The sequence below is a fragment of the Bacteroides sp. D20 genome (assembly GCF_003436255.1).
In the GTDB taxonomy this organism is placed as follows: domain Bacteria; phylum Bacteroidota; class Bacteroidia; order Bacteroidales; family Bacteroidaceae; genus Bacteroides; species Bacteroides uniformis.
Map to the genome: position 1 here is coordinate 34935 of NZ_QSOO01000015.1, position 20169 is coordinate 55103.

Sequence of the window (20169 nt, forward strand, 5' to 3'; positions counted from 1 at the left end):
CAGCAGGTAAGCCCTGCGTCGTAGTTGTTTCTTGCTCATCGTATAAAGGATTATGTCGTTTTGATTAGAATAGTGGTGTGGTCGTCAAACGGGGGCATCTCTTTACGTTTTCGATGTAATGCCTCCATTGAAAGAAGCTCATCTTGTGTTAACAGGGATGAGCATCATTTCAATGGAGGGAGTACTGATTTATTCTGACCCGCCACACCGTGCCGCCTACCGGGCGGATGGAGATGACGGCCTACTTCTTACGCCATGCCGCCATCTTCTTCTTGATGTTGATATTGTTGTCCGCCAGCATTTTTTTCAGGACTGCCAGCAACCGCCATCCTTCTCCGTTTTTATACTCTTCCGCTTTTGCTGACAGGAACGCCAGTGACTGGTACTTGTCCAGCCTGCGCCCCGAATCGTCAATGGCTGTGCAGCCGTGGAAACGGATCAGGTTCTGCATGGTAAAGAACGCCCCGGCGCCCTTATAGGCGTCCATCCATGCCTTGCTTTGAGGAGTATCCCATGGCAGCCGGATACGGCGGTCATTGAACTGTCTGACCGCGTTGTAAAGCTGTGCGGCGTCCAGCGCGTGCCTGATGTGGGTTATCGCGATGGAAAGCGGGTAGTACAGTTTGGATTGCAGGTCCTCCACGAAAATATTACGGCCGTATACACGCTTGTAGGGAACTCCCTTGCATTTTCTTGTTTCCAGGTTACCCACGTGTTTTTTCAGCGCGCTGACATAGTCGCTCGCGATGGCCAGAACCACATCACGGTTGAACCAGCGGTTTCTCTCTACAAAACCTGTGATGTCCTTGTGTTCCATCTTCATCTGGGCGTGTAGCTCGTTCAGGAGCATTTTCCACTGGTAATCATAGCCTTTCCTGTGGATCATCTCGGTCACCCCTGCCGGCTCTTTCCGGCAGTGATGCGTATATGACATCATGTGGAACATCTGCGCCATGACCCACCGGCGGAAGAGGCGGTTGTTGGGAACGGTACCCTGTGCCATGATGCAGCCGAATATCGGGTCGTTGTCATCCAGGATGGTAAGTTTCCCGTCCTTGTTGGAGGCGACGTACTCGCCACCCCCGGCTCCCTGCATGGCGAACAGGCAGCTCACGTCCACACCGGCGCCTCGGAGCGCCTCGATACGCTCGCGCGCCCCTTTGGGAAGTCCGGCAGGGGGATTATGACCGGCCACCGCCGGATAGACCGTGCCCAAACCCGAATTCTTGCCGATAACGATGCCCGTGGCGGTAAATTCCTTGTCCGCGATGGCGAATTCCGTGCCGCATCCGGGGCACAGGATTTTTGTTTCTTGTTTCTTTCTGCTCATTGTGAATTTGTTAATAGTTGATTACTTCCGGGCTCCACCCATTCTCTGAGTATCACCAGGTCCTTGTCTTTTTCGCTTTGCCAGAACCATTTGCCCATCGTTTCGGGATTCCATGTGAACCCGCCCATAATCCGGCAGAGGATATAGAATTCCAGCTCGAATTGAGCGGTGTCCCGGTGTTGCCCATACAGCATGTCCCCGTCCTCGAGGTCACTTTCGGGCAATGCCATGAAATACCGGCGGGACTTGCTCTGGCTGCGCTCCGATGGTATCGAATGTTTATAGCGGCGGTACAGATCCTCCACATCCGTGAAAAAATCCCCGCAGCCGTACTTCGGCAACCACGGAGCGCCATCATGCCTGCCGTTCCGTATCATGTGTCTCCCGTTTACTTTTAAACTTCTGGACTGGAAATCAATCCGGAAATTTGCGCCGTTCTCTATGGCGGTGACGGTTTCTCGGTAAATATCTTCCATTTTCTCACCTGTTTACAATTAATGGCACTCAAACCCCTGGCGCGTATCTTTATAGTCCTGATAAATACAGTAGGACTTCGGTCCTGAACCAGGTAGTAGCCTGGCTCAGGACCAAGCTTGAATACTGTATTTTGAATTTGGGTCTCTCGTGCATATGCGGTCGCGCTACCTTCTGTTCAGGGGGCTCATCCGGACGGCACATCCCTTTAAAAACCTGATACGGGCCGCGAGTACGGCTGGACCCTGTGTCATCTGTCGTGTTAGCAGGAGATGACAAAGGTTCCAGCCGTGTAAATCGCGGCTCTGTTGAAATCCCGGCCTTGCCCCCTTTGTCCTGTGCTGTTCTTTTTGCGGTTCCCGGAATGCCGGCACGTTCCTTTACAGGTCCGATGTCTGCTGTGGCGGAAGCCGGAATGGCGCCGTCGTATGACGCTAGGGATACGACGGCGCGATACGGGCTTATCGGAGACAGCGGGCTGAATCCATTCCCCCGAACCGCACGTTCCCGTGCTGGAAAAGACTGAAAGTTCTCATAATACCGGCACATGGCTTTATGCTTCCGATGTATCCCGCGTATGGGTCTTCTGCGGAGTCCGAAGGCGACGGTCAGCCGCCTTCAGACTCGGAAAGAAGACGTCGGTACGCGGGATGCCCAAACCTATTCCTTGAACTTTCCCGGTGTGCTCCGGTAACGGGTGCGGGACAGACGGCACATGACTCTAATTTCCCGATACATTACAGGCGCAGCCAGAATCAAGGTGGGATTAACCGGCTGTTAGACCGGTTAATTCCTATATGGATTCTGGTTATAAGCCTGTAACGTTGAATAACCTGCCCGTTCACCCGTTCTGCCGTGTGCCCGGCATGCCCTATAACGATGCTACCAGCGTATTGTACACCGCCCGGCTCGTCAATAAGGCGCCGCGCATGCATCCTATGGTCAGGTAGCCCGGAATGATTCCCGGGGTCTTGCCCCGGTTCGCCTTCACGTTGCGCCCTTTGCCCCGGACAATGCAGCCGTCCTGCCCGGTACTGACATATCCCAGACCGCCTACCTTCCGCTTGCCCGTACTTACGGCCCGCAGGCAGTCCATCACGAACTTGTTCAGTTCGTCAAGGTCTCTGCGGACATTGCATACCGGAAGCACCTGGGTCGCCCAGCTGAACTCCCCGTTGCCCTTATACAGGTAGCGGTTGACTGCATTGACCGCTTTTGCCGGGGTAGTGCGGGGATTGCGGATCGTGCGGCGTTCAATCTCTTTCTGAAAAGTCTTGATACGGCTTGCCGAAGGGGAGATCATGTCCCCCTTGATGCTGAACCCGAGAAACTTGAACCAGCGGTCGGACATCAGGTATTCCACCTTCTTCGGGTTGAGCTTCATGCTTTTCTCGCCGAGCCTTTGTTCCAGCACTTGCATTGCTTTCCCGTAGTCTTTCCCGATGAACAGCATGTCGTCCGAGTATCGGATGTAGTAGCCTGTCATTCCTGAGAGTTCCCCGTCGAGATCATGGAGCAGCACGTCGGCCAGCCAGCTTGCCACGGGACAGCCCTGTTTGAGGGACTGGTACTTGGCTTGAAGGCGGTTGTCTTCATCGAAGTAAAGATCGTTGTGGTAGTACTTCCTGAGCACGTCAATTAAGGAGGAGCGTCCGTGTCTGGCCTCGACCTTGTCGAACGCCTCGTCAATGTACCGTATCGGCACACTATCGAAATATTTGCTCAGGTCCGACTTCCAGCCCAGAATGCCGCCGCCTCTCGTTTCCGCTATCCGGCGGCTGGCCTCGGTGACTACGCTGCCACAGCCGATACCGCTTTGGTAGGACTTACACGAGGGGTGTACCATTTCCGGCATGAGTTCAAAGAGCAGGTCGTTGGCAATGCCCAGCACTACCCGGTCGACGGGCTCGTTGATGTATACCGTACGGAACTCGCCGTTCTCCTTCGGTATCTGTGCGGTATGCGGGGGAGCGATTTCGTACTTCCCCTGTATCATGGCATCGGCCATGGCCATACGGGTATGCTCGTCGGTCAGCCGGATAAGCTGGTCTTTCCGGATGTCTTTCAGCACGCCTTTCTCAATGGCCTTTTTCCACCGGCCGATGTCGAAGAACATCTGTAATATCTTGTCTGACATGGTTCGTATATTTTTTATTATTTTTCCTGACAATACCGTTCAAAGTGTTGGAGGTTATAACTTTCTGTCTGCAGGTTCTCCCAGCAGTCCCGGATAAACTCCTCCCGTACCTCAACTTTTGCCTGCGGGAATTCTTCCTCCAGCATTCTTCGGGCAAATTCTTTCCAGTTCCCGTTTTCTGCCAGTTCCTTGCGGATTTCAGGCAACAGCCGTTCGTATTCTTCTACCGTTCCGCACAAGGACAGCAGGTCGTCATTTGAGAGGTACTCTTCCGCGTCGTGGATTTTTCCGGCCTCGTCGGTAGGGATGAGAATTTTTCCTTCCGCAGTCAGCTCTACCGATACGGCACTGCTGCAGGCTGCAAAACCGTACTTGTCGTATATGGTCACCGAACAGGGATAGAATCCCTTCCCGTCCAGCAGGTCACCGGCCGGATCACCCGTCGGAAGGATGAAGCGGACTTTCCGCCCGTATTTTTGCCCAAGGTATTCCTTGAGCAGGCGCATAAGTTTTTCACGGGTAGCGGCCATATATTCTTTGCCGGCATCTTTTTCCTTGACAAGTCTCGGCAGGATGTCGTCCGGCATGGGAATGCCGGTATCCGATATGCCGTTTTCTTGCGTTTTACTCGGTTCTTTTTTCATTTTCAATTGTCTTTATCTGTGTATATCGTATCATTTCCCTGTCTCATCCCCTTTCTACAAATGCGGTGAGGCCTTCTTGCGGGAGGAGGAACTCCTTTTCCTGTTCACAGTAATAATAAATACCTTCATCGATCCTTTCTGCGGCTTTTGAAACGGGTGCGCCGCTCCTGCGTCCGATGAGCTTCCTCTGCAATGCGGTGACCGATACGGTTGTTTCCATTTCCTGTTCCGTCCCCCGGAACAGTGTCAGCTTCCTTATGGGGTACTCCTTTCCCTGCCACTCAATGACGTCGAGCAGGCTTCCCTCTTCGGGATATACCCTGCAGAATGCAGCGTGCACGCTTGCCGACACCTTGCCACAAAGCAGGCATATCTGTTCTCCCAGGCCCAGACAGCTGTTTCTGATCATCGCTTCGAGCAGGTCCGTGCCTGCCCCATTGTCCGCTGCCTGTGTGAGAGCCTCCCAGTATCCCCTGCCGAAGTGGCTTATGAAGGGCACGAGCTGCGAGGCCCTGACCGTCTTTTCCGACCCGCCTCCCGATTGCAGCGCCTCTATTCCGGCGGATACCAGCTGTACCCTTGTGTCGCCCTGCACGGGAGGATATACGGGGCAGCACACCTGCATGGTTTCCATCAGGTCTTCACTTTCGTTGTACCAGCGTACCTGTTCCCCGAATCTTATGAAATCATATCTGTCCATTTTTCTTTGTCTTCATTGTTCTGTTGTTGTTTACAATTCTTCCGGTTCTCCATCGTTGATACTTCGGTAGAAACGGTCTCCGTCCGCCCATTTCTTGGCGGCGATAGCCAGCCCGAACGCTTCCTCTATGGAAAGTCCGTCGGCGGGAAGGGCATCAAGGAGTTCTCCCATGCATACATCGTTCCCGCCATACTCTTCCTGCACCTTCCCGAGTGTCATTCTGCCTTTGTCCGTCTTTTTACGGCACAAAAGCATCTGTTGTATCCAATTTATCATGCGGTTCTTTTATTAAAGGAAATTTTTGGCATAACTGCGGGCTTCATTGAAAGTGTTGAAACCGATTCCACTCACGCAAGAGATTGCCCAGTATCTCAATTTCCTGCTTTCGGCACGGGCAAGATAGATTTGCCCGATACAAATCCCGTCTTTGAGGATGCCATGCCACTTGTCTTTTTTAATCCGTATCATGTTCCGGCATTCATTAGTCCATTTTCCAAAATCCGTAATCGGAGCCGTTACCGGGGTGGGCGCCGAAATAGTAATCCTCCGGGGAGCAGCTGTCAAGCGTGTCGAACAGCGATTCCAGCAATCCGGCCGCGTCATCGCTGTTCCACCATTCAGCATCCTTGTCTTCCATGGCATGGGCGGGGACGGCATCCATCACCTGCACGTACTCCGGTGTGTCACGGATAACATCCATGAACACCGGGATCAGGTCTTGCGTACGCATCGTGCTATGGGAAATGCTCTCGCCGGGGATGGCATGGATCCGGTTCTGTGTCCTCTCGTCTATGAACATGTCCTTTTAGATGAATGGAAGTCTGGTATCCTGTAACATGGGGGCCAGCATCCGGCACATTTCGTAAGAAGCCTCGTTGCGCCCGTCGATACGGCGCGGGTCACGCTCCGCCATGGCGAGAATACCGGCTTTTACAGTTCTGAAGAATGTCTGTTCCAGTGTCTTGTGGAAATAAGGAAGCGCCTGGGCGAAACGTTCGGACTTGAATCCCAAATCGTTCATGGCGTATTCCAGCTGTTTGGCCGCCTTGTACTCGCGGCTGTTCTCCAGGCTTTCCGGAATATCACCGAACTGTGCAGCCCGAAGCTGGCGTTCCAGTTCGATGACGGCCACTGAAAGCAGGAGCTTGATGGCAGCGGCATTGCCGATACCGTGTTTCTTCCCGTCAGCGGTATGAAATTCGATCAGGTTTACACTGTCGTTCTCTTGTAATTCTTTGTAGCGCGCGAGAATTTCGCTGAGCGCTTTTGCTTTTTCTTTATCCATAATTTTTATCTGATTTGATTGTTGTTGCACACAAGTACGTCCCCGACGATGAAGTCTTTCGACGCCGGGTGATGAGCACGGAATATCCTGCTCGCTTCAAGATTGAGGGACAGAGGGATAAGTTTGCCTTCCTCGTTGACGACCATTGTCGTGTTCCCGTCCAGTTCCACCAGTTCGATGTAGCCGCCGACAATCGCCTGCATCTCCTTCAGCGTGAAGTCCGAGCCATTGGCAGGCTGCACGGGTTGGCGTGTTCCGTCCGTTTTGATGATTTCTGTCATGGCTGCTTTGAAATTTTAAGATTCATGACTCGCCAGTATATCCAAAATCTGTTGCAAAGGGAATTTTTCAGTCCAGAATCGCTCGTCGGTATGTTTGCCGTACGCCCGGTATCTGGCTTCCCCGTTTGCAAATACCGCCAAGATATGGCTGTCCAGCACATTGTCCGGCGGAACCAACCTTTCCAGTTCCGTTTCGGTAAGTTCCACGAAGCACCAGCTATTGTCTTCCGGCAAGTCCTCGCTGCCCAGTATCCCGTCCTCGTCCGGCTGGTAAAAACCAACCGATATGTCATAAAAGTTTAAAGACTGGAAACTGATGTCATCCTTGAATGGCTTGACGGCTTCCAGCCTGCCGGACTGTGTCTGTTTCCACTCTTTTGACAGGTACACGATTGCAAAGTCGCAGCAATCCCATGCACTGTAAGTTCCTGCCTTGAGCAAAAGGTATGGGGTAGGTTCATTTGAGATTTTCATCGTGTTTCCCTCCTTTTATGTCACGCGTGATACCGTTTCACGGTGCGTAGCTGGTTAATGATATGGCTGAAAAGCTCGCGTGAATAGATGCGGTAATGGAACACGGCCGAATACTCACGCACGTTGCCGTGAAAGTCCACATAGGAACGGTCCGGAGCGAAGTCGAACAAGTCGCCCTGGACTTCCAGCGTGTATTTGTTCTGCCGCAGCCAGTCGAAGAACTCGAAGAGGTCCTTCTTTTGGGAGTAGAAAGCGCAGTATTCATAATCGTTCCCGCGCAGGTTCCGGAGCAATGCCGCCAGTTCATTCCGATTACTGCGATCGTAGAATTCAACCCCCGTCCGTGTGGCGAGATTCCGGAAGAACCGTTTTTTCCCGTCCAGTATGAACGAGTACGGGATATAGGCCACGTCCGACCGATACCATGCCATGTAGCGTACCTCCGGCGTGCCCTTAACGAGGGCGGGACGGCGGTTCAGCCTCTCCGCATGTTCCCTGATCTGGCGGGAGAGTTCCCCGTCGGAAAGACGTATGGAACGTTCCGCCATGAAGAACCGCTCCTGCGAGCGGAAGCAGAACGGATACAGGTCACCGTAATAAGGTTCTCCAACGAAGAAATAACCGTTTTTCCAGCGTGCCGGAGGCAGGCATTCCCACAGGTCGTAGTAGCGTTCCTCCGTAATTTCACGGAAGGGCTTGCATAGTGCCCGGGTATAACGTTTCACAAGCTGTGTCATGCGTCCCGGTGATACGGCGACCAGATGCGGGTTCTTCTCCCTTTCGCGTAGTGCTTCCAGCGTCTCGCCGCCGTAGTCGCTGTGCATGTCATCGGACATCGACGTGAGGCATGTCCCGTCGAAATAACGTGAATCTATGATGTATTTCATGATGCCGGTATGTTAGAAGTCGATACGCAATACGTGCCGTGCGGCGGATTCTGCCGCCAGTGTCAGTTGCCGCTGCCATGCCTGGTGGCTCGGCGCCCATTTGAATGCGGTCTTTTTCAACAGTGTCCGGGTCTGCTCGTCCGGTTTCCCGTCGAAAAGTATCTGCAGTCGGTTCTCCTCGTAATTCCATACCAGTCTGCCGCCGTCAAACAGTATTTCACGGTTCTCACGACCGGCCTGTTCCTGCTGTTTCTCCCGCACCTTGCGGGCGATCTCGGGGTATTTGAAGATGGAATGACGCTCCGTGACGACGGGTTTCCCGCCCTTGCCGTTCCACTCGCGGAGGCGGGCGACGGCACGGTCGATTATTTCGACATTGCCATGGTTGGCATATGTGGAGAGCCGTCCGGCAAGATTGCTGACGAAAAGGGAGCGGCTATAACCGCGTGATGTGCCCGTATCAATGCCACGGATGGTGGCGGCCGTGTCGTCGATATCAGCCTTGACCCTCTGCCATTCCTCTTCGGCACGCTGTTCTTCGGGCTTGGCGGCTTCGAGGGCCTTGCGTATCGCTTCGAGGGCACGTTCGCGCCACTCTCTGAATGCCGTAACGCTCTTGTTGTGGCTGTTGCAGGCCTTTTCGTTACGGGCGGTGTTGAATCTCGCAGGTCCCGTGATCATCGCGCTGGCACAGCGGCTGTTGGCGGCAATCATTGCCGAGAAATAGCGTTTGTAGTTTTCCATGTAACGTTCCCGCTGCTGTTCGGGCATAGACTGCAAATCCTCGTGCAGTTCCTTTTCGTGCGAGGCGATGTCCGTTTCGCCCCGCTCTTCGGGTGAGAACGAGGTGAGGTTATAGGAGTCGCACGCCCGGCGGAAGTATTCTTCCAGATAACCCGGATGCGCCACTTCCACAACCTCCCAGTCCTTGAAATTCGCCGGGGCGAGGATTTCTTCCCCGCCCGGATTCCCGACAAGGTGGGAATAGCTGCAATACCCGTATCTCTTTCCCCTGAAAAGAAACGCCACCGGCTCGCTTTCCGGGGCATCCACACGCCGCACCATGGTCACACGGTGGGCATTTTCCTTTGTCAACAATGTTGTTTCCATACCTTTCTTCTTGATTATTTGATTGTTTCCGATTTTTATTGTTGCTTTATCCGGGCAGCATGGCCCATTACGGAGGCGAACCCCACCTCGATACCTATCTGGTATCCGCCCTCGATGGTCGATTCCAAATCCGCCTCGCTTTCGATCAGGGATTCCGAATCATCGGCATAAAGCCTGTACAGGGCAAAGACATCCGCCTCCCATAGCTTCCGGGCATTTTCCGCCGGTACAAGCAGCCACACGAAACCGTCTTCACGGGTTACCTTGACGGCGGCTTCGCCATGGCGCAGGGTCCGCCGTTCCCTTATGTCCAGTGCCGCCGTCCACACGATATACATCAGAGCGTCGTGGCGGCTTTTAACATCGGGGGAATCGCACAGATGGCTGGCCGCGTCTTTGAGGGTCCGGAAAGAGTCCGCCATGAACTGCTCCACGACATACGGCTTCCCGGCAATGGCGGAACAGGCTTCGTCCGCCCTGCCTGATTCCGGCACGGCCTGAATATCCTCCTCTTCAAGGAAGATTTCACGGTGCAGGCAGTCCATGTAGTAATATGATTTCATTCCGGTTGTTCTTTAGGGGTAAAAGTGATTCTCGTATGTCCGTCATAACCGAACTTGACCTGCAGCCCGAAGGCTTCGGCATCGCTCGATATGGCACAGATATCCCAGATACTGAGTTCCGCACCACAGGTTATGACGGTATTGTCTTCTGAAATCTGCGGTGACTTGTCTTTCAATGCGGCTCCGCCGCAGATACCGCGCAGGATCACACCACGCCGGTGGGTGGACAAGTTGTTTGTTCCCATGGTTCTCCTATTTGTTTTTCCGTTATTTTTGCCATTCTTTTTTTTCTCCTGTTTGTAAAAGCATAGGGGCATTCCGCCCCCATGGTTGTTATTAATTCATATTATTTTGTACTGACTGTCTGTGGCGCCTGTTCCACAAGGGTGTACCGAAGTGCCGGCTTCCCGTTTCGGAATATGGTAAACGAGTTGCCTTGTACCTGCACGTCCTTTGCTTTTGGCCACCAGAGCCACGAGAGTTTCCCACCGCTGAGGAAAGCCACGGCATTGCCCTGTACTTTGCCGACCTCACGTACGCCCATATCCTCGTTGCCTCCGGACAGCCTGACGCAGTGCCAGTTGGAACCGAGTTCCATTTTTCTTTTTACATCTGCTAATGTTCTCATGTGATTATGTCTTGTTTTGATTATTGCATTATACCGCATGTATCCGGCATTTCCGGTTGCAACTTCTGAGATTGTCGGCATATGGCACCGGGTATGACCTGTTCATCCAGTCAGGAAACCCTTCACGGAAGCAGTGTTCCGGAGTCGGGTATTCTTTGCGCAAACGTTTCCTGTGGCGTCTTTTTGTCCTGTTTTCGACGGCATGGGGAACTTTGGGTATCCGTGGCGTATGCCATTTCCCGCCGGAATAAGTTGCGACATATTCCTGTTGCGGTTCGTCATTCTTGTAGCTGCACACCATGACAGCCGGTTTTTCGCTGAGTATCCCGGCATCGGCAAGCCCGCTGAGTGTACCTTTGGCAGCCTTGAAATTTACAAAGCAGCCCAGACTCATGGTACGGTCTGTGGAAAATATCTCTACCATGTTGAAATATATTATAAGTTATCTGTTTTTCGGTGTTTCCTTTTACCTCACGTTCCAAACTGGGGATAACAGCGGGACGTAGCTCACCCAGTGAAGGGTGATTTGAAGGCAGCCCTGCTGCACTACGTCAACCGTGTTATGTCGGGGGTGGGAACGGCATCTCACGACGCAAAGAAGTAAATTGTGGAAGTTAAATTGGAAGTGTGGGTGTACGGGAATCGAACCCGTTTTCAGCCAAGACCTGAAGCACCCGTGAATTTAATCCGGCATCTCCCTGTAAAACGGGAGTTATGCTGATGGCGGCATTTTGACCGCAAGTGTTTGCCCGGATGTGCCACGCTGTATAACAATGGCGGTGATACGGCAAATAGCAACATCTTTACTCTCACAAACCACTTTGTTGCAGGATATACCATTGGCATACAGTGATATGTAGACAGTTGGACGGAAAAAGCCCGCAAAGTCGGCACACTGCCATACAATGCGGGCATGTTACCTGCAATTCACCGGAAATTCCAATGAATCAGGCGGCAGTTTTCATATCAGTGGCAGGTTGTTGTCCTGCCGCCTGTTCGGAAACAGCTCCGGCGGTTGTTTCAGCGGTTACTTCAGCAGGCTGTTCTTGGGACTGTCCGGCAGCCGGTTGTTCGGTTGCTTTGTTTCTGCCTTTGCCCTTGCTTTTGGCGCCCGCCTGTTCCGCCACGGTTCCGGCAGTCGTTTCTACGGTCACTGCTGCCGGGATTTCGGCAGGTTGTGGTACCGGTTGTTCCGCTTCTCTTGGCAGCGCCACACGGAAACCAAGCGCATCAAAGGACGCTTTTGCGGCGGCGTGGATAGCTTTCTTGTAGTCACGTGCCGTACGTTCAAAGTCCTTTTTGGTCGGTACAAGACCGATTTTTGCCCATACGGACTCTTCCAAGTCGAAGCGTTTCACCGTTTCACCCTTTTGGGTGCGGAAGATGACGGCACACGGAGTTGTGGCACGGAGTTTCGAGCGGATGCCGTCGTTCGCCTCACGCAATTTGATTTCTTCGGCTTTGACAGCCCAGAAAGTCATCACCACATTTTTCCACACACGGAAAATTTCATCCTGCGTCTTGTCTTTCGGTTCATAATCCGCACCGAAGAACTGTTGGGCGGTTTCTTTTTCATTGCCGTCACGGTCTGTACTTTTGTACACAAGGATCACGCCTTTCAACCCGTTCACCAAATTTACAAACTGTTCTGAATTTAATCTGCTTGTTGCCATAATGATAAAGTATTAGTTACTACGCAAAAGTGCGTATTGCGAGCACTTCCGGAATCGAACCGGAAATCTCACATTGCTGCGAAATGTGGCAGCCATTGCCACGTGCCCATAACCCGCCCATGTATTTCACCCTACATGCGCGGGTTTTAATTCATTTCCGCAACTTTCTTAACGTGCCCTATAGTTTGCTCGCAAAAAAATACTATATTTGCAATGTTAAATGACAAATACCTGTAACTTCGCATCATGGCAAACGCTCGCTTACTCCAATTTCGACAAGACGTTTCTTTGGCACGTCCCGGATCTTTTCCAATCCGGCAGATAACTTTAAGGTGAGGCATTTAGGCGTTTTGCCGAGCCGGGTATTGCGCATAGCATTGGCATATACATTTACCGGCGTCCCCTATACGGATAGTTTTTACCGCTATCGTGCATTTTATTCCGAGCGCACTGGGCGCAATTATGGCATTATTCTTACACGTCCTTTTTCATACAACTTGCACTCCCAAATTTGCGTGCTTTGTGTATGCGGTCTAAAAACACGTTTTTAGCCGTTCCAACTTGCTACATTGGTTTGTAGTCCTGCTCGGTGTGGTTATTTAACACCCTATTTAATCGCTCCAAAGCGAACAAGCGAATTTTTGATTTTCCAAGCCTCAAAAATAGGTTTCCCACAAAAAGGGCTTTTTGTTTCTCGCTCTTGGCGGTCTTTGTTTTTCTGTTTTTTAAATCTGTTTTTTAGTTATCTATTTTTTTTCTTTTTTTCTCCGTACTTGTTTGCCGTTTGTTTGGCTTTCGAGTACATGACTATTATAAAACTGTTTTTCAGAACTGCAAAACTTTTTGAGAATTTTTTTTAGATTGTTTCAAAAACACCCCTTTTGCGAATATGGTACGCATACGCGCGAAGAGAATTATTAATTCATTGAATATCAACAATATATAAAATAATAGCTTTTGCGAAAAAAAAATTTTTCATTGCAAAAAACGAAAAAAGCCCGTTTCTATATGTATATTAAAATGAAAGTTTTACTATATATTTAATTATCAATGGTATAGGTCTGAATAAATATCCAAATTAGATAAAAACAGAATGAAAAAATATATATTGCTTTCATTTTGTAACTAATAATAATAACAAAGTCTGTTTTATGTTTACTTTATATAAAAGTAAAACAAGTAACTTATTGTAAATTAATATAGTAACAATTTTAAAAAGAACCGGGTGGGTGTACTCCAAGGTGCGGATTCGATTTCTATCCTCGGGGCATTTTTCCAAATCCCGTTTTTTAAAACGATCCAATATGGGGTCCTGCCATAAAATTGTAAGCGGACGTCAAAAAATATATAATAACGGGGACATGGACTTACAGCGGTTTTAAATACAATCATAACTGTTATTCCGGCATTTATAAGACATTCCCAAGCCACAGATACACATACTTCCGGTTTTCATGGATATACAGACTTTCAGAAGATTTTCGTTTCTTGCGGGTAAGGCCGGTTTTGGGGAACATCGGAAATGTGGGCATAAATATATAGTGCCAAAGTATCCGGCTCTTGGTATATATTCTTGATTGTACCGGTAAGAAACGGCTTGTTGGATTCTGTAAAACAGCATGTTCAAATGGAATTTTCATCGGTAGGGATTACGCTGTAATAGTCTATTTATTAACCATATAGAATATATATGGAAATGCATGTGTATGATTCTTGACTTTTTTGTATGTTTTTTGTGATTTTGTATAAGAATCCTGAGAATTGGTGTTTAAACGCCTGTCTTTTTGCTGAATAATGTGTATATTTGCCATAATGTTTCTCTTGTGTATGAAACATGGCTTTTGAATGTTACAGGAAGGAAGCGAAGAAAAGGATGAATAATGAAACCATATCGTAGAAAGGATATCAGGAATATTCCGGGCGAACTCTCCATAAGCAAGGGGCTGGCCGTGTTCAATGAGGCAACATTGGAGACGGGACTTGTGGGTGATGTTTCCGGCGAGTGTATTTCAGTCCCGGTCAGGGTGACTGCGGACAAACAACTTCTTACGGACGATGTCGTAATGCCCTTGAAAGATTGCCGGGAGGCGGATACGGAACAGAAGATTGCGTTACAGCGTCTGTTGAACAAACGGCATCTGGTATGGGACAGGCGCAAAGGCGCATTGTCGGAATCGATGTACATACCCAAAGACGGGCAGCAGGTGAAAGTGAGCCTTTTGGACGAGCATGTCATATTGGGGGCGTTCAAGGAGATTGACAGGAAAGGGAATCTTGTGTTGTATTGCCTGATGGAGGAGGACGGCACCCTGCGTCATTCACTGCATGAGGAAATCGGCGTTGCGGAGAATTGGCAGATTACCCCGATAGGAACCAGTGCCCGCAGCCGGTTTGCCGATGCGCTGCACCGGGAAGGGATTGTATGGAACGGACGGCTGAAACGCCTTGAACCGCTGGAAATACATATCAATCGTGGAGGAAAATACTATTACCTGAATGATGTCCTGGAAATCTGTGAATGCAGGGACAGCAGCCGGCCGTCAGACAGAAAGCGCCTGGAATGCGGAAACTATTTCAGGGAGCATAAGGATGCCGAACTGGTGTGTGACTGTGTGCGCTCCATCGTCAAGCTGAACCGGGGCAAGGATGTCAGGCGATAACACGACAATAGGGGGAGAATATTATTCTATCGTTCTCTCTTTTAGGAATCTGAAGGGGAAGTGGCCTTTCTTTTTTTTGCTCTTTCCCTTATAAAAACAAAAACAGACGGCGATGCCGTCTGCTATCTATCTGTTTCTTTTTTGGTATCTTTTTTCTTTGCTCCAAAGAAAAAAGTACATCTACCATCTTCTTCTTGTATGATACTACTTATAGTATTGTTGCTACATTTGTAACACCCCTCGTCTCAGTTATCCGGTACATTTGTATCATCTTCAAGGTAAAAAAAACGGGGCGTCCGGGGCTTCTCCCCCTGGCGCCATATTTTGTTTCAATTTAGACATCTGTTGTTTGTCGCATATGGCTACGGATATAAAAAAACAGACGGCATGCAATGATACCGTCTGTTATTCTTCCATGTGCCTCTTTTCAGGGCGGACATGTTCCGTGCTTTTGCCCGTTCTCCTTCCAGTGGTAAACCTCCTTGTCGGAGACGGACATCACTGTTCTTTTTTCCACATCAAACACCTGCCGGCAGAATGCCTTGACACAAAAGGATGTTTTCAGTTCCGCCAGTATTCTCACGAGCCTGTCATAAGCATGCATGTCCCAGAGATAATCATACATTCCGCCAAGCGGCACCCGTTTAAGCAGCCCCATGCATGTTGCCTTCTTCACGCATTTATCAAAAAGGCGCGAACCGATCTCCATGCTCTCCATATGATACCGTTTGCTACGCAAAGTGTCATATCCCTTCTCCCGCAGACGTGTGCGGTCCGCCATGTACATCATGAATATGACCTCTTCCGGTGGAAATGCTCCCACCAGTCCGCTGAAGCATTTCAGAAACGGTATCACGGCCGCTTTTTTTTCATTATTTTCTTTCATGGCGCGCTATTTCCCGGAAACGTCCGTTTGTGAATTTCCCGCTTCATCATCCCTTATTGCGGGATTGACATAGAAGTGGCATATTTTGCCATTTCGCATCGGTTTATACACGGAGTAACCCAGTTTCCTGGCATAACGTCCCACGGAAACCCGGTTGGCGAACTTGCCGGTATGTTCCGTCAGGTGTGCCGCCATCTCCTCGACGGTCATTCTGCTTTTTAATTCCATATCATTGCTTTTATTTGGTTTCATGGTAAGGATAGCCATGACTGGTGCAAATTGTTTTCAATTGATATGAATTAATAAGAGACGGCCATGAAATCGGCACGGAGGAATTAACGGGTTATATTTTAGCCTCATTCACGGAGCCGTCTCCCGACTATTTCTCCATCAGCCGGCAGATCTCCCGTATCGTACCGGCATTCCGTTCGTCCAGCCACTCCCTGGCCACGTTCCAGGAGAGCGATTTGCTGAATTTCAGGTTCTCCTTTGTGATGGTGTGATATGACAGTCTTCCTTCCGTAGGTTTGAGTCCGATGGAGTGCAGCCCGCATAAGCCGTCCCGGAAAAATGTACATCTTCCGGCTTCCTGCCTGGCCTGTACCATTGGTACAATGCCCGGAACTTTTCCATGCAACAATCCCACAGCCCATCCGGTGGGTGCCAGCCTCTCCTTATATCCGGCTTTCAGTAGCCGCAGGATATCTTCCGGCGTACCAAGGCACGGGGTGTGGCATTGCCGCCTGCATAGCGGACAGCGGCATTCCACCGGACGCCTTCCTGTCTTGCGGATTATCCGCTGTAATGCTGTCTCCATCGTTATGCGCCCGGTAAATGGTATTCCGGATTCTTTTTCCGCCATAACTCTATGATACATTCACGGCCGGCCTGCGTCCAACGTTTTGTCGAACCGAAGGTATATACCTTTCCCCGGCTGTTTTCCCATGTGTAGGGGACATCACATTGCCATGCCCGGCAGGAGGGGAAGACCACCCACTGCCGTTTTTCGTACTTGCAGATTCCTTCCTCGGCAAGAAACTGATGCAGCTGTCGCGGGGAGATACCGAGCTCGTCGGCGATACGTGTGCTCTTGAACCAGTCCCTGTTCTCGATGAACTCCTCGTAGAAGACAATTTTGGGCATGGAGTCGCGCACCACTTTCCGTAGTTCCCGGATCAGTTCCTTTGCCGCCTCCATATCTTGCGGCATGGGACAATCCAGGCAAGGCATATTGGGGGGCGCCGGCTTCGGATGTTCACGAATGGCGGTCGTCGGGCGTTTCATGGACAGCTTTTCGATAGCTTCACCACACCATTCCGCCAGGGACAGGTCTTCCGGTGTGACCCACCGGACCAACGGTATGATAAGGGGGGATTCCAGCCAGGTCGCCCCATGTCCACGTCCACGCGTGGTGAAGATTTGCGACTCATACTTTCCGGTACGTCCGTTACCCGCCATCTCCCTGCGGAGCATATCTGTAGAGGCAATGCGGAGCCACTCGGATGGAATCTTCCCGAAATGCATCGTAATCTGTGTGGCGTTGACCATCAGCTTGTCACCGATGCGCCGGAATGTGACAGGAAACCCTTCCATGAAATGAAGGATTGTGTCATTCTGGACCGCGGAGTGCAGATCATCAGACTCCAGTTCCAGAAGCTGGTTGCCCCATGCCTCCAGCTCGTCAAGCATGTCGCGGGGTATAATAGTCTCCTTGCGCACCGTCCGCAAAAGCCTGCGCATATCGATGGGCCGGAAACTCCACTGCTCCCGTCCGTTCTTCCGGAAACTGATCCTCAATGCCGTCGGGCAGATACGGGCGATGGCCCCGTCTTCAAGCAGCTCGCTCCGTTTAAGTATGTTACATACGTCCATGGCACAGATGTGCAGATGGCCGCTGTGGTTTCGGGAAACCCGTATGTTCCAGTCCCGAAACGGAATGTTCCTATTCTCTCTCATAATCATTTCCTCCTTTCTTTTTGTTGTCAGATTTATGTTTATTCTCAAGCAAGGCCCGCTTGTGGGCCATTTTGCGCACCGGATAGTATGTACGTTTCTCACCGCAAAGGGCATCATAATCCTTCAGCATCAGCGTGCCAAGGTCGGACAGTTCGATCTCGACATCCGGATGCAGATGTCTGAAATAGAGCCCGCCGCTGCATACGTACTTGCCCGTGCAACAAAATGAAATGGCCTGCAAGTTGCCTTTTGTCAGTTCCGCCGCACTATGTAGCGAGCGCGTAATGGCGACAAGAACCTGTGCCCCGTTGAAAATGAGCACCATTTTTGGCCGTTTAAATGTACTACGTCTCATGTTGTCCTAATATTTGCGTTAATTCCTCCTTTGTAAATCTAAGGCCGGCAGTCTGTACCAGCCAAGTGTCTGAAACGGTAAATCCACCGGACAGCAATTCGGACATGCGCTCCAGAAGGTAGGCACCGAATGCAGGATCGATGTAAACGACAAATAATAGAGCCAGACATTCATCAATTAACAGATGTCCCGACGCCTCGTCACGGATAACCATGTTTTCCTTGTCTATTCCGTAAACATCCGTCAGCGCTGTTATCCAATGATGGAAAGAGGCGCGGAAGTCACGGACGTTGTGCCGGTGTGCGTCTCCTCGGGCCCGGATAAAATGTGTTGCGTCGAAATAGACCGGTCCGTCCTCCTGTGACGTTCCAAAAAGCAAATCGGGGAATTCCCTGTACCGGACTGTCCGGCAGGGAATCTTTTCTTCTTTCATGTTCTTTTTTCCATTGTTTTCAAATTTGTATTTAACATTGTGCAAATATATATCTTTTTACGGTGAAATATCACAAAAAACAAGACTGATTTTTCGTTTTTATTTAATTGATTATCGTTGATAATAAGCGATTTACAGAAAATTCAAATCGAAATATCTATATATTTGGTTGTATTATTTCGTTTTGCAAATCAAGCATTAAGAAGCCTGTTTTTCATATACTTTTTTTTGTACAAAACTTCTCTCCCGCCTGCTCTCTACTCTTTAGGTAAAAAAGCAAAAAAAATATGGTGACATCGGACAATTCATTCAACGGGGAGCTTTTGGAGAGCATATTCAGGACTTCCAAGAAAACCATTCAGGAGTATGTCCGCGAAATCGAACGCAACAACCGCTACCGTTCATGCCGCCAGGATATAAGTTCAGGATACATCCTTGATGACCGTGCCAGGCTCATTGACCTGTACGAGGCCTGCCTGCAGCAGGATGCGCATATACGGTCGGTGGTTGAAACTTTGGAGAGCCAGATACTCGGCGACCGTTATATGCTTGCGCATGTGAACGGGAAAGGGAAATATACCAAAGACGTGGTGAACTCGCAAAAGATACAGGGCTCGCAATTTGACAAGATAATCAAGGGTATCGTGGAAGCCAAGCTTTACGGGTATACTTTACTCGAAATCATGCCGTATGTTGATTCCGGAACAGGCAGGTTGGCGGAAGTCAACATCATCGAACGGCGCAATGTATTGTCGGACCAGAGAGTTGTACTGAAAAGGCAGGGTCTATGGGAGCCGCATTGGGATTTGCGCAATCCGGCCTACCGCCGTTGTTATGTGCTGGTAACCTCGGGTGACCTTGGGCTTTTTTCTGCCACAACGCCATTGATACTCGCCAAAAAGTTCACGGTGGCCAATTATGTTAACTTCTCCCACACCTACGGACAACCGATCATTCATGGAAAGACGGTCAGTGAGAGCAATGCCGACCGCAAACGGCTGGCCGGTGAAATAGCCAATGCGGCGCAGAACAAGGTCGTGGTCACCGGCATCGAGGATGAGGTGGACATCAAGACCTTCACCATGTCCAATTCGGAAAAGATATATACCGGACTGATTGACTTTGTCAACAAGGAGGTTGCCAACCTTGTGCTCGGTTCCGAGTCCATGGCCGGAGGGATGCAGTCGTATGTGGGTTCTACAAAGGCGCATCAGGATATTTTCCGTGACCGTATCGAGGTTTACCGCAGATATATCGAGAATGTCATGAATGAGGAGATAATCCCCCGGCTGGTAGCCATCGGATATATTCCTGCAGGACTGGAATTCAGGTATTCAAACCGGATAGAGATGAATAACGAGGACCGTATCAGGCTCTATTCGCTCATTACAGAAAAATACGAGGTTGCGGCTGACGAAATCGAGAAGGAGTTCGGAATCAATGTGGGCAAGCAGCTTAATGCCATCCCGGTTATGGGGCTTGAAGCGGATGGCGGCCGGTACATTCCCGGCCATAACGACCGCGGTATCATGTCAGACGAAGAGTATTTCCGACGTTACGGGCATCCCCGGGGGAGTAAGGTTGAAAATTTTTTGCGGGGAACGGAGTGATGGCCCGGCTTCCGTTCCCAAACGGTGTTCCATATGGAGCCGTCAGGGCGTCCGCTTTTCAGGAATCCGGTACGGAAAAGGAG

General features: G+C 50.4%; 27 protein-coding genes. 3 read left to right on the forward strand and 24 right to left on the reverse strand.

Annotation, left to right across the window (positions count from 1 at the left end; all coding sequences use genetic code 11):
- Positions 1–241: 241 nt before the first annotated feature.
- Both DXD78_RS15130 and DXD78_RS15135 read right to left on the reverse strand, forming a co-directional pair.
- Positions 242–1330: a ubiquitin carboxyl-hydrolase gene (locus tag DXD78_RS15130; protein WP_101602787.1), complete on the reverse strand. Its 1089-nt coding sequence runs from the start codon at positions 1328–1330 to the stop codon at positions 242–244.
- Complete coding sequence (locus DXD78_RS15135; RefSeq protein ID WP_101602786.1) at positions 1327–1806, reverse strand: hypothetical protein; 480 nt, start codon at positions 1804–1806, stop codon at positions 1327–1329. The genes DXD78_RS15130 and DXD78_RS15135 overlap by 4 nt, the downstream gene beginning before the upstream one ends.
- A 257-nt stretch (positions 1807–2063) precedes the next feature.
- On the opposite strand from DXD78_RS15135, the gene DXD78_RS21210 reads away from it, so the two are divergent.
- Complete coding sequence (locus DXD78_RS21210; protein ID WP_182424289.1) at positions 2064–2330, forward strand: hypothetical protein; 267 nt, start codon at positions 2064–2066, stop codon at positions 2328–2330.
- 345 nt (positions 2331–2675) lie between these two features.
- Here the strand turns inward: DXD78_RS21210 and DXD78_RS15145 are convergent, their stop codons facing one another.
- The 16 genes from DXD78_RS15145 to DXD78_RS15220 form a co-directional block, all read right to left on the reverse strand.
- Positions 2676–3941: a reverse transcriptase domain-containing protein gene (locus DXD78_RS15145; protein WP_101602784.1), complete on the reverse strand. Its 1266-nt coding sequence runs from the start codon at positions 3939–3941 to the stop codon at positions 2676–2678.
- 17 nt (positions 3942–3958) lie between these two features.
- The gene (locus DXD78_RS15150) at positions 3959–4585 is read right to left on the reverse strand and encodes a hypothetical protein (protein WP_101602783.1); all 627 of its coding nucleotides are present in this window, start codon (positions 4583–4585) and stop codon (positions 3959–3961) included.
- A 43-nt stretch (positions 4586–4628) separates the two neighbouring features.
- Entirely contained in the window at positions 4629–5285 is a 657-nt protein-coding gene (locus DXD78_RS15155) for a hypothetical protein (RefSeq protein WP_117652806.1), read from the reverse strand.
- A 30-nt stretch (positions 5286–5315) separates the two neighbouring features.
- On the reverse strand, positions 5316–5561 hold the full coding sequence (locus DXD78_RS15160; protein ID WP_057279729.1) for a hypothetical protein: 246 nt from the start codon (positions 5559–5561) through the stop codon (positions 5316–5318).
- A gap of 12 nt (positions 5562–5573) precedes the next feature.
- Entirely contained in the window at positions 5574–5753 is a 180-nt protein-coding gene (locus tag DXD78_RS15165; protein WP_032534373.1) for a hypothetical protein, read from the reverse strand.
- A 13-nt stretch (positions 5754–5766) separates the two neighbouring features.
- Complete coding sequence (locus DXD78_RS15170) at positions 5767–5985, reverse strand: hypothetical protein (RefSeq protein WP_230372782.1); 219 nt, start codon at positions 5983–5985, stop codon at positions 5767–5769.
- Positions 5986–6090: 105 nt separating this feature from the next.
- On the reverse strand, positions 6091–6570 hold the full coding sequence (locus tag DXD78_RS15175; RefSeq protein ID WP_101602781.1) for a hypothetical protein: 480 nt from the start codon (positions 6568–6570) through the stop codon (positions 6091–6093).
- 5 nt (positions 6571–6575) lie between these two features.
- A complete protein-coding gene (locus DXD78_RS15180; RefSeq protein WP_055205401.1) occupies positions 6576–6851 on the reverse strand; it encodes a DUF3846 domain-containing protein in 276 nt (91 codons plus the stop codon).
- A gap of 15 nt (positions 6852–6866) precedes the next feature.
- Positions 6867–7325 carry a hypothetical protein gene (locus tag DXD78_RS15185; protein ID WP_101602780.1) on the reverse strand — a complete coding sequence of 153 codons (459 nt, stop codon included), beginning with the start codon at positions 7323–7325 and terminating at the stop codon, positions 6867–6869.
- A 20-nt stretch (positions 7326–7345) separates the two neighbouring features.
- Positions 7346–8212, reverse strand: coding sequence for a hypothetical protein (locus DXD78_RS15190; protein WP_101602779.1), 867 nt, complete (start codon positions 8210–8212; stop codon positions 7346–7348).
- Positions 8213–8224: 12 nt separating this feature from the next.
- Complete coding sequence (locus DXD78_RS15195) at positions 8225–9322, reverse strand: hypothetical protein (RefSeq protein WP_101602778.1); 1098 nt, start codon at positions 9320–9322, stop codon at positions 8225–8227.
- A gap of 35 nt (positions 9323–9357) precedes the next feature.
- The gene (locus DXD78_RS15200; RefSeq protein WP_101602777.1) at positions 9358–9885 is read right to left on the reverse strand and encodes a hypothetical protein; all 528 of its coding nucleotides are present in this window, start codon (positions 9883–9885) and stop codon (positions 9358–9360) included.
- Positions 9882–10130: a hypothetical protein gene (locus DXD78_RS15205; protein ID WP_032534429.1), complete on the reverse strand. Its 249-nt coding sequence runs from the start codon at positions 10128–10130 to the stop codon at positions 9882–9884. Before DXD78_RS15205 ends, DXD78_RS15200 begins: the two co-directional genes overlap by 4 nt.
- 101 nt (positions 10131–10231) lie before the next feature.
- Positions 10232–10513 carry a hypothetical protein gene (locus DXD78_RS15210; RefSeq protein WP_032534365.1) on the reverse strand — a complete coding sequence of 94 codons (282 nt, stop codon included), beginning with the start codon at positions 10511–10513 and terminating at the stop codon, positions 10232–10234.
- Between the two features lie 28 nt (positions 10514–10541).
- Complete coding sequence (locus tag DXD78_RS15215; protein ID WP_101602776.1) at positions 10542–10937, reverse strand: hypothetical protein; 396 nt, start codon at positions 10935–10937, stop codon at positions 10542–10544.
- A 523-nt stretch (positions 10938–11460) separates the two neighbouring features.
- Positions 11461–12186, reverse strand: a complete 726-nt coding sequence (locus DXD78_RS15220) for a molecular chaperone DnaJ (RefSeq protein WP_101602775.1) — start codon at positions 12184–12186, stop codon at positions 11461–11463.
- Between the two features lie 1880 nt (positions 12187–14066).
- Between DXD78_RS15220 and DXD78_RS15235 the strand changes: the two genes are divergently transcribed.
- Positions 14067–14846: a hypothetical protein gene (locus tag DXD78_RS15235; RefSeq protein ID WP_101602773.1), complete on the forward strand. Its 780-nt coding sequence runs from the start codon at positions 14067–14069 to the stop codon at positions 14844–14846.
- A 427-nt stretch (positions 14847–15273) separates the two neighbouring features.
- On the opposite strand, the gene DXD78_RS15240 is transcribed toward DXD78_RS15235, so the two are convergent.
- The 6 genes from DXD78_RS15240 to DXD78_RS15265 all read right to left on the reverse strand — a co-directional run bounded on the left by DXD78_RS15240 (position 15274) and on the right by DXD78_RS15265 (position 18476).
- On the reverse strand, positions 15274–15732 hold the full coding sequence (locus tag DXD78_RS15240) for a hypothetical protein (protein WP_101602772.1): 459 nt from the start codon (positions 15730–15732) through the stop codon (positions 15274–15276).
- Between the two features lie 6 nt (positions 15733–15738).
- A complete protein-coding gene (locus tag DXD78_RS15245) occupies positions 15739–15960 on the reverse strand; it encodes a hypothetical protein (RefSeq protein WP_101604280.1) in 222 nt (73 codons plus the stop codon).
- 151 nt (positions 15961–16111) lie between these two features.
- Positions 16112–16549 carry a hypothetical protein gene (locus tag DXD78_RS15250; protein WP_101602771.1) on the reverse strand — a complete coding sequence of 146 codons (438 nt, stop codon included), beginning with the start codon at positions 16547–16549 and terminating at the stop codon, positions 16112–16114.
- A gap of 2 nt (positions 16550–16551) precedes the next feature.
- Positions 16552–17688 carry a phage antirepressor KilAC domain-containing protein gene (locus tag DXD78_RS15255; RefSeq protein ID WP_101604279.1) on the reverse strand — a complete coding sequence of 379 codons (1137 nt, stop codon included), beginning with the start codon at positions 17686–17688 and terminating at the stop codon, positions 16552–16554.
- Positions 17675–18013, reverse strand: coding sequence for a hypothetical protein (locus tag DXD78_RS15260; protein WP_032534423.1), 339 nt, complete (start codon positions 18011–18013; stop codon positions 17675–17677). The genes DXD78_RS15255 and DXD78_RS15260 overlap by 14 nt, the downstream gene beginning before the upstream one ends.
- A gap of 19 nt (positions 18014–18032) precedes the next feature.
- Positions 18033–18476, reverse strand: a complete 444-nt coding sequence (locus DXD78_RS15265) for a hypothetical protein (protein WP_178285200.1) — start codon at positions 18474–18476, stop codon at positions 18033–18035.
- 287 nt (positions 18477–18763) lie between these two features.
- Here DXD78_RS15265 and DXD78_RS15270 point away from each other — a divergent pair, with 287 nt between their 5' ends.
- Entirely contained in the window at positions 18764–20086 is a 1323-nt protein-coding gene (locus DXD78_RS15270) for a DUF935 family protein (protein ID WP_117652808.1), read from the forward strand.
- Positions 20087–20169: the final 83 nt, after the last annotated feature.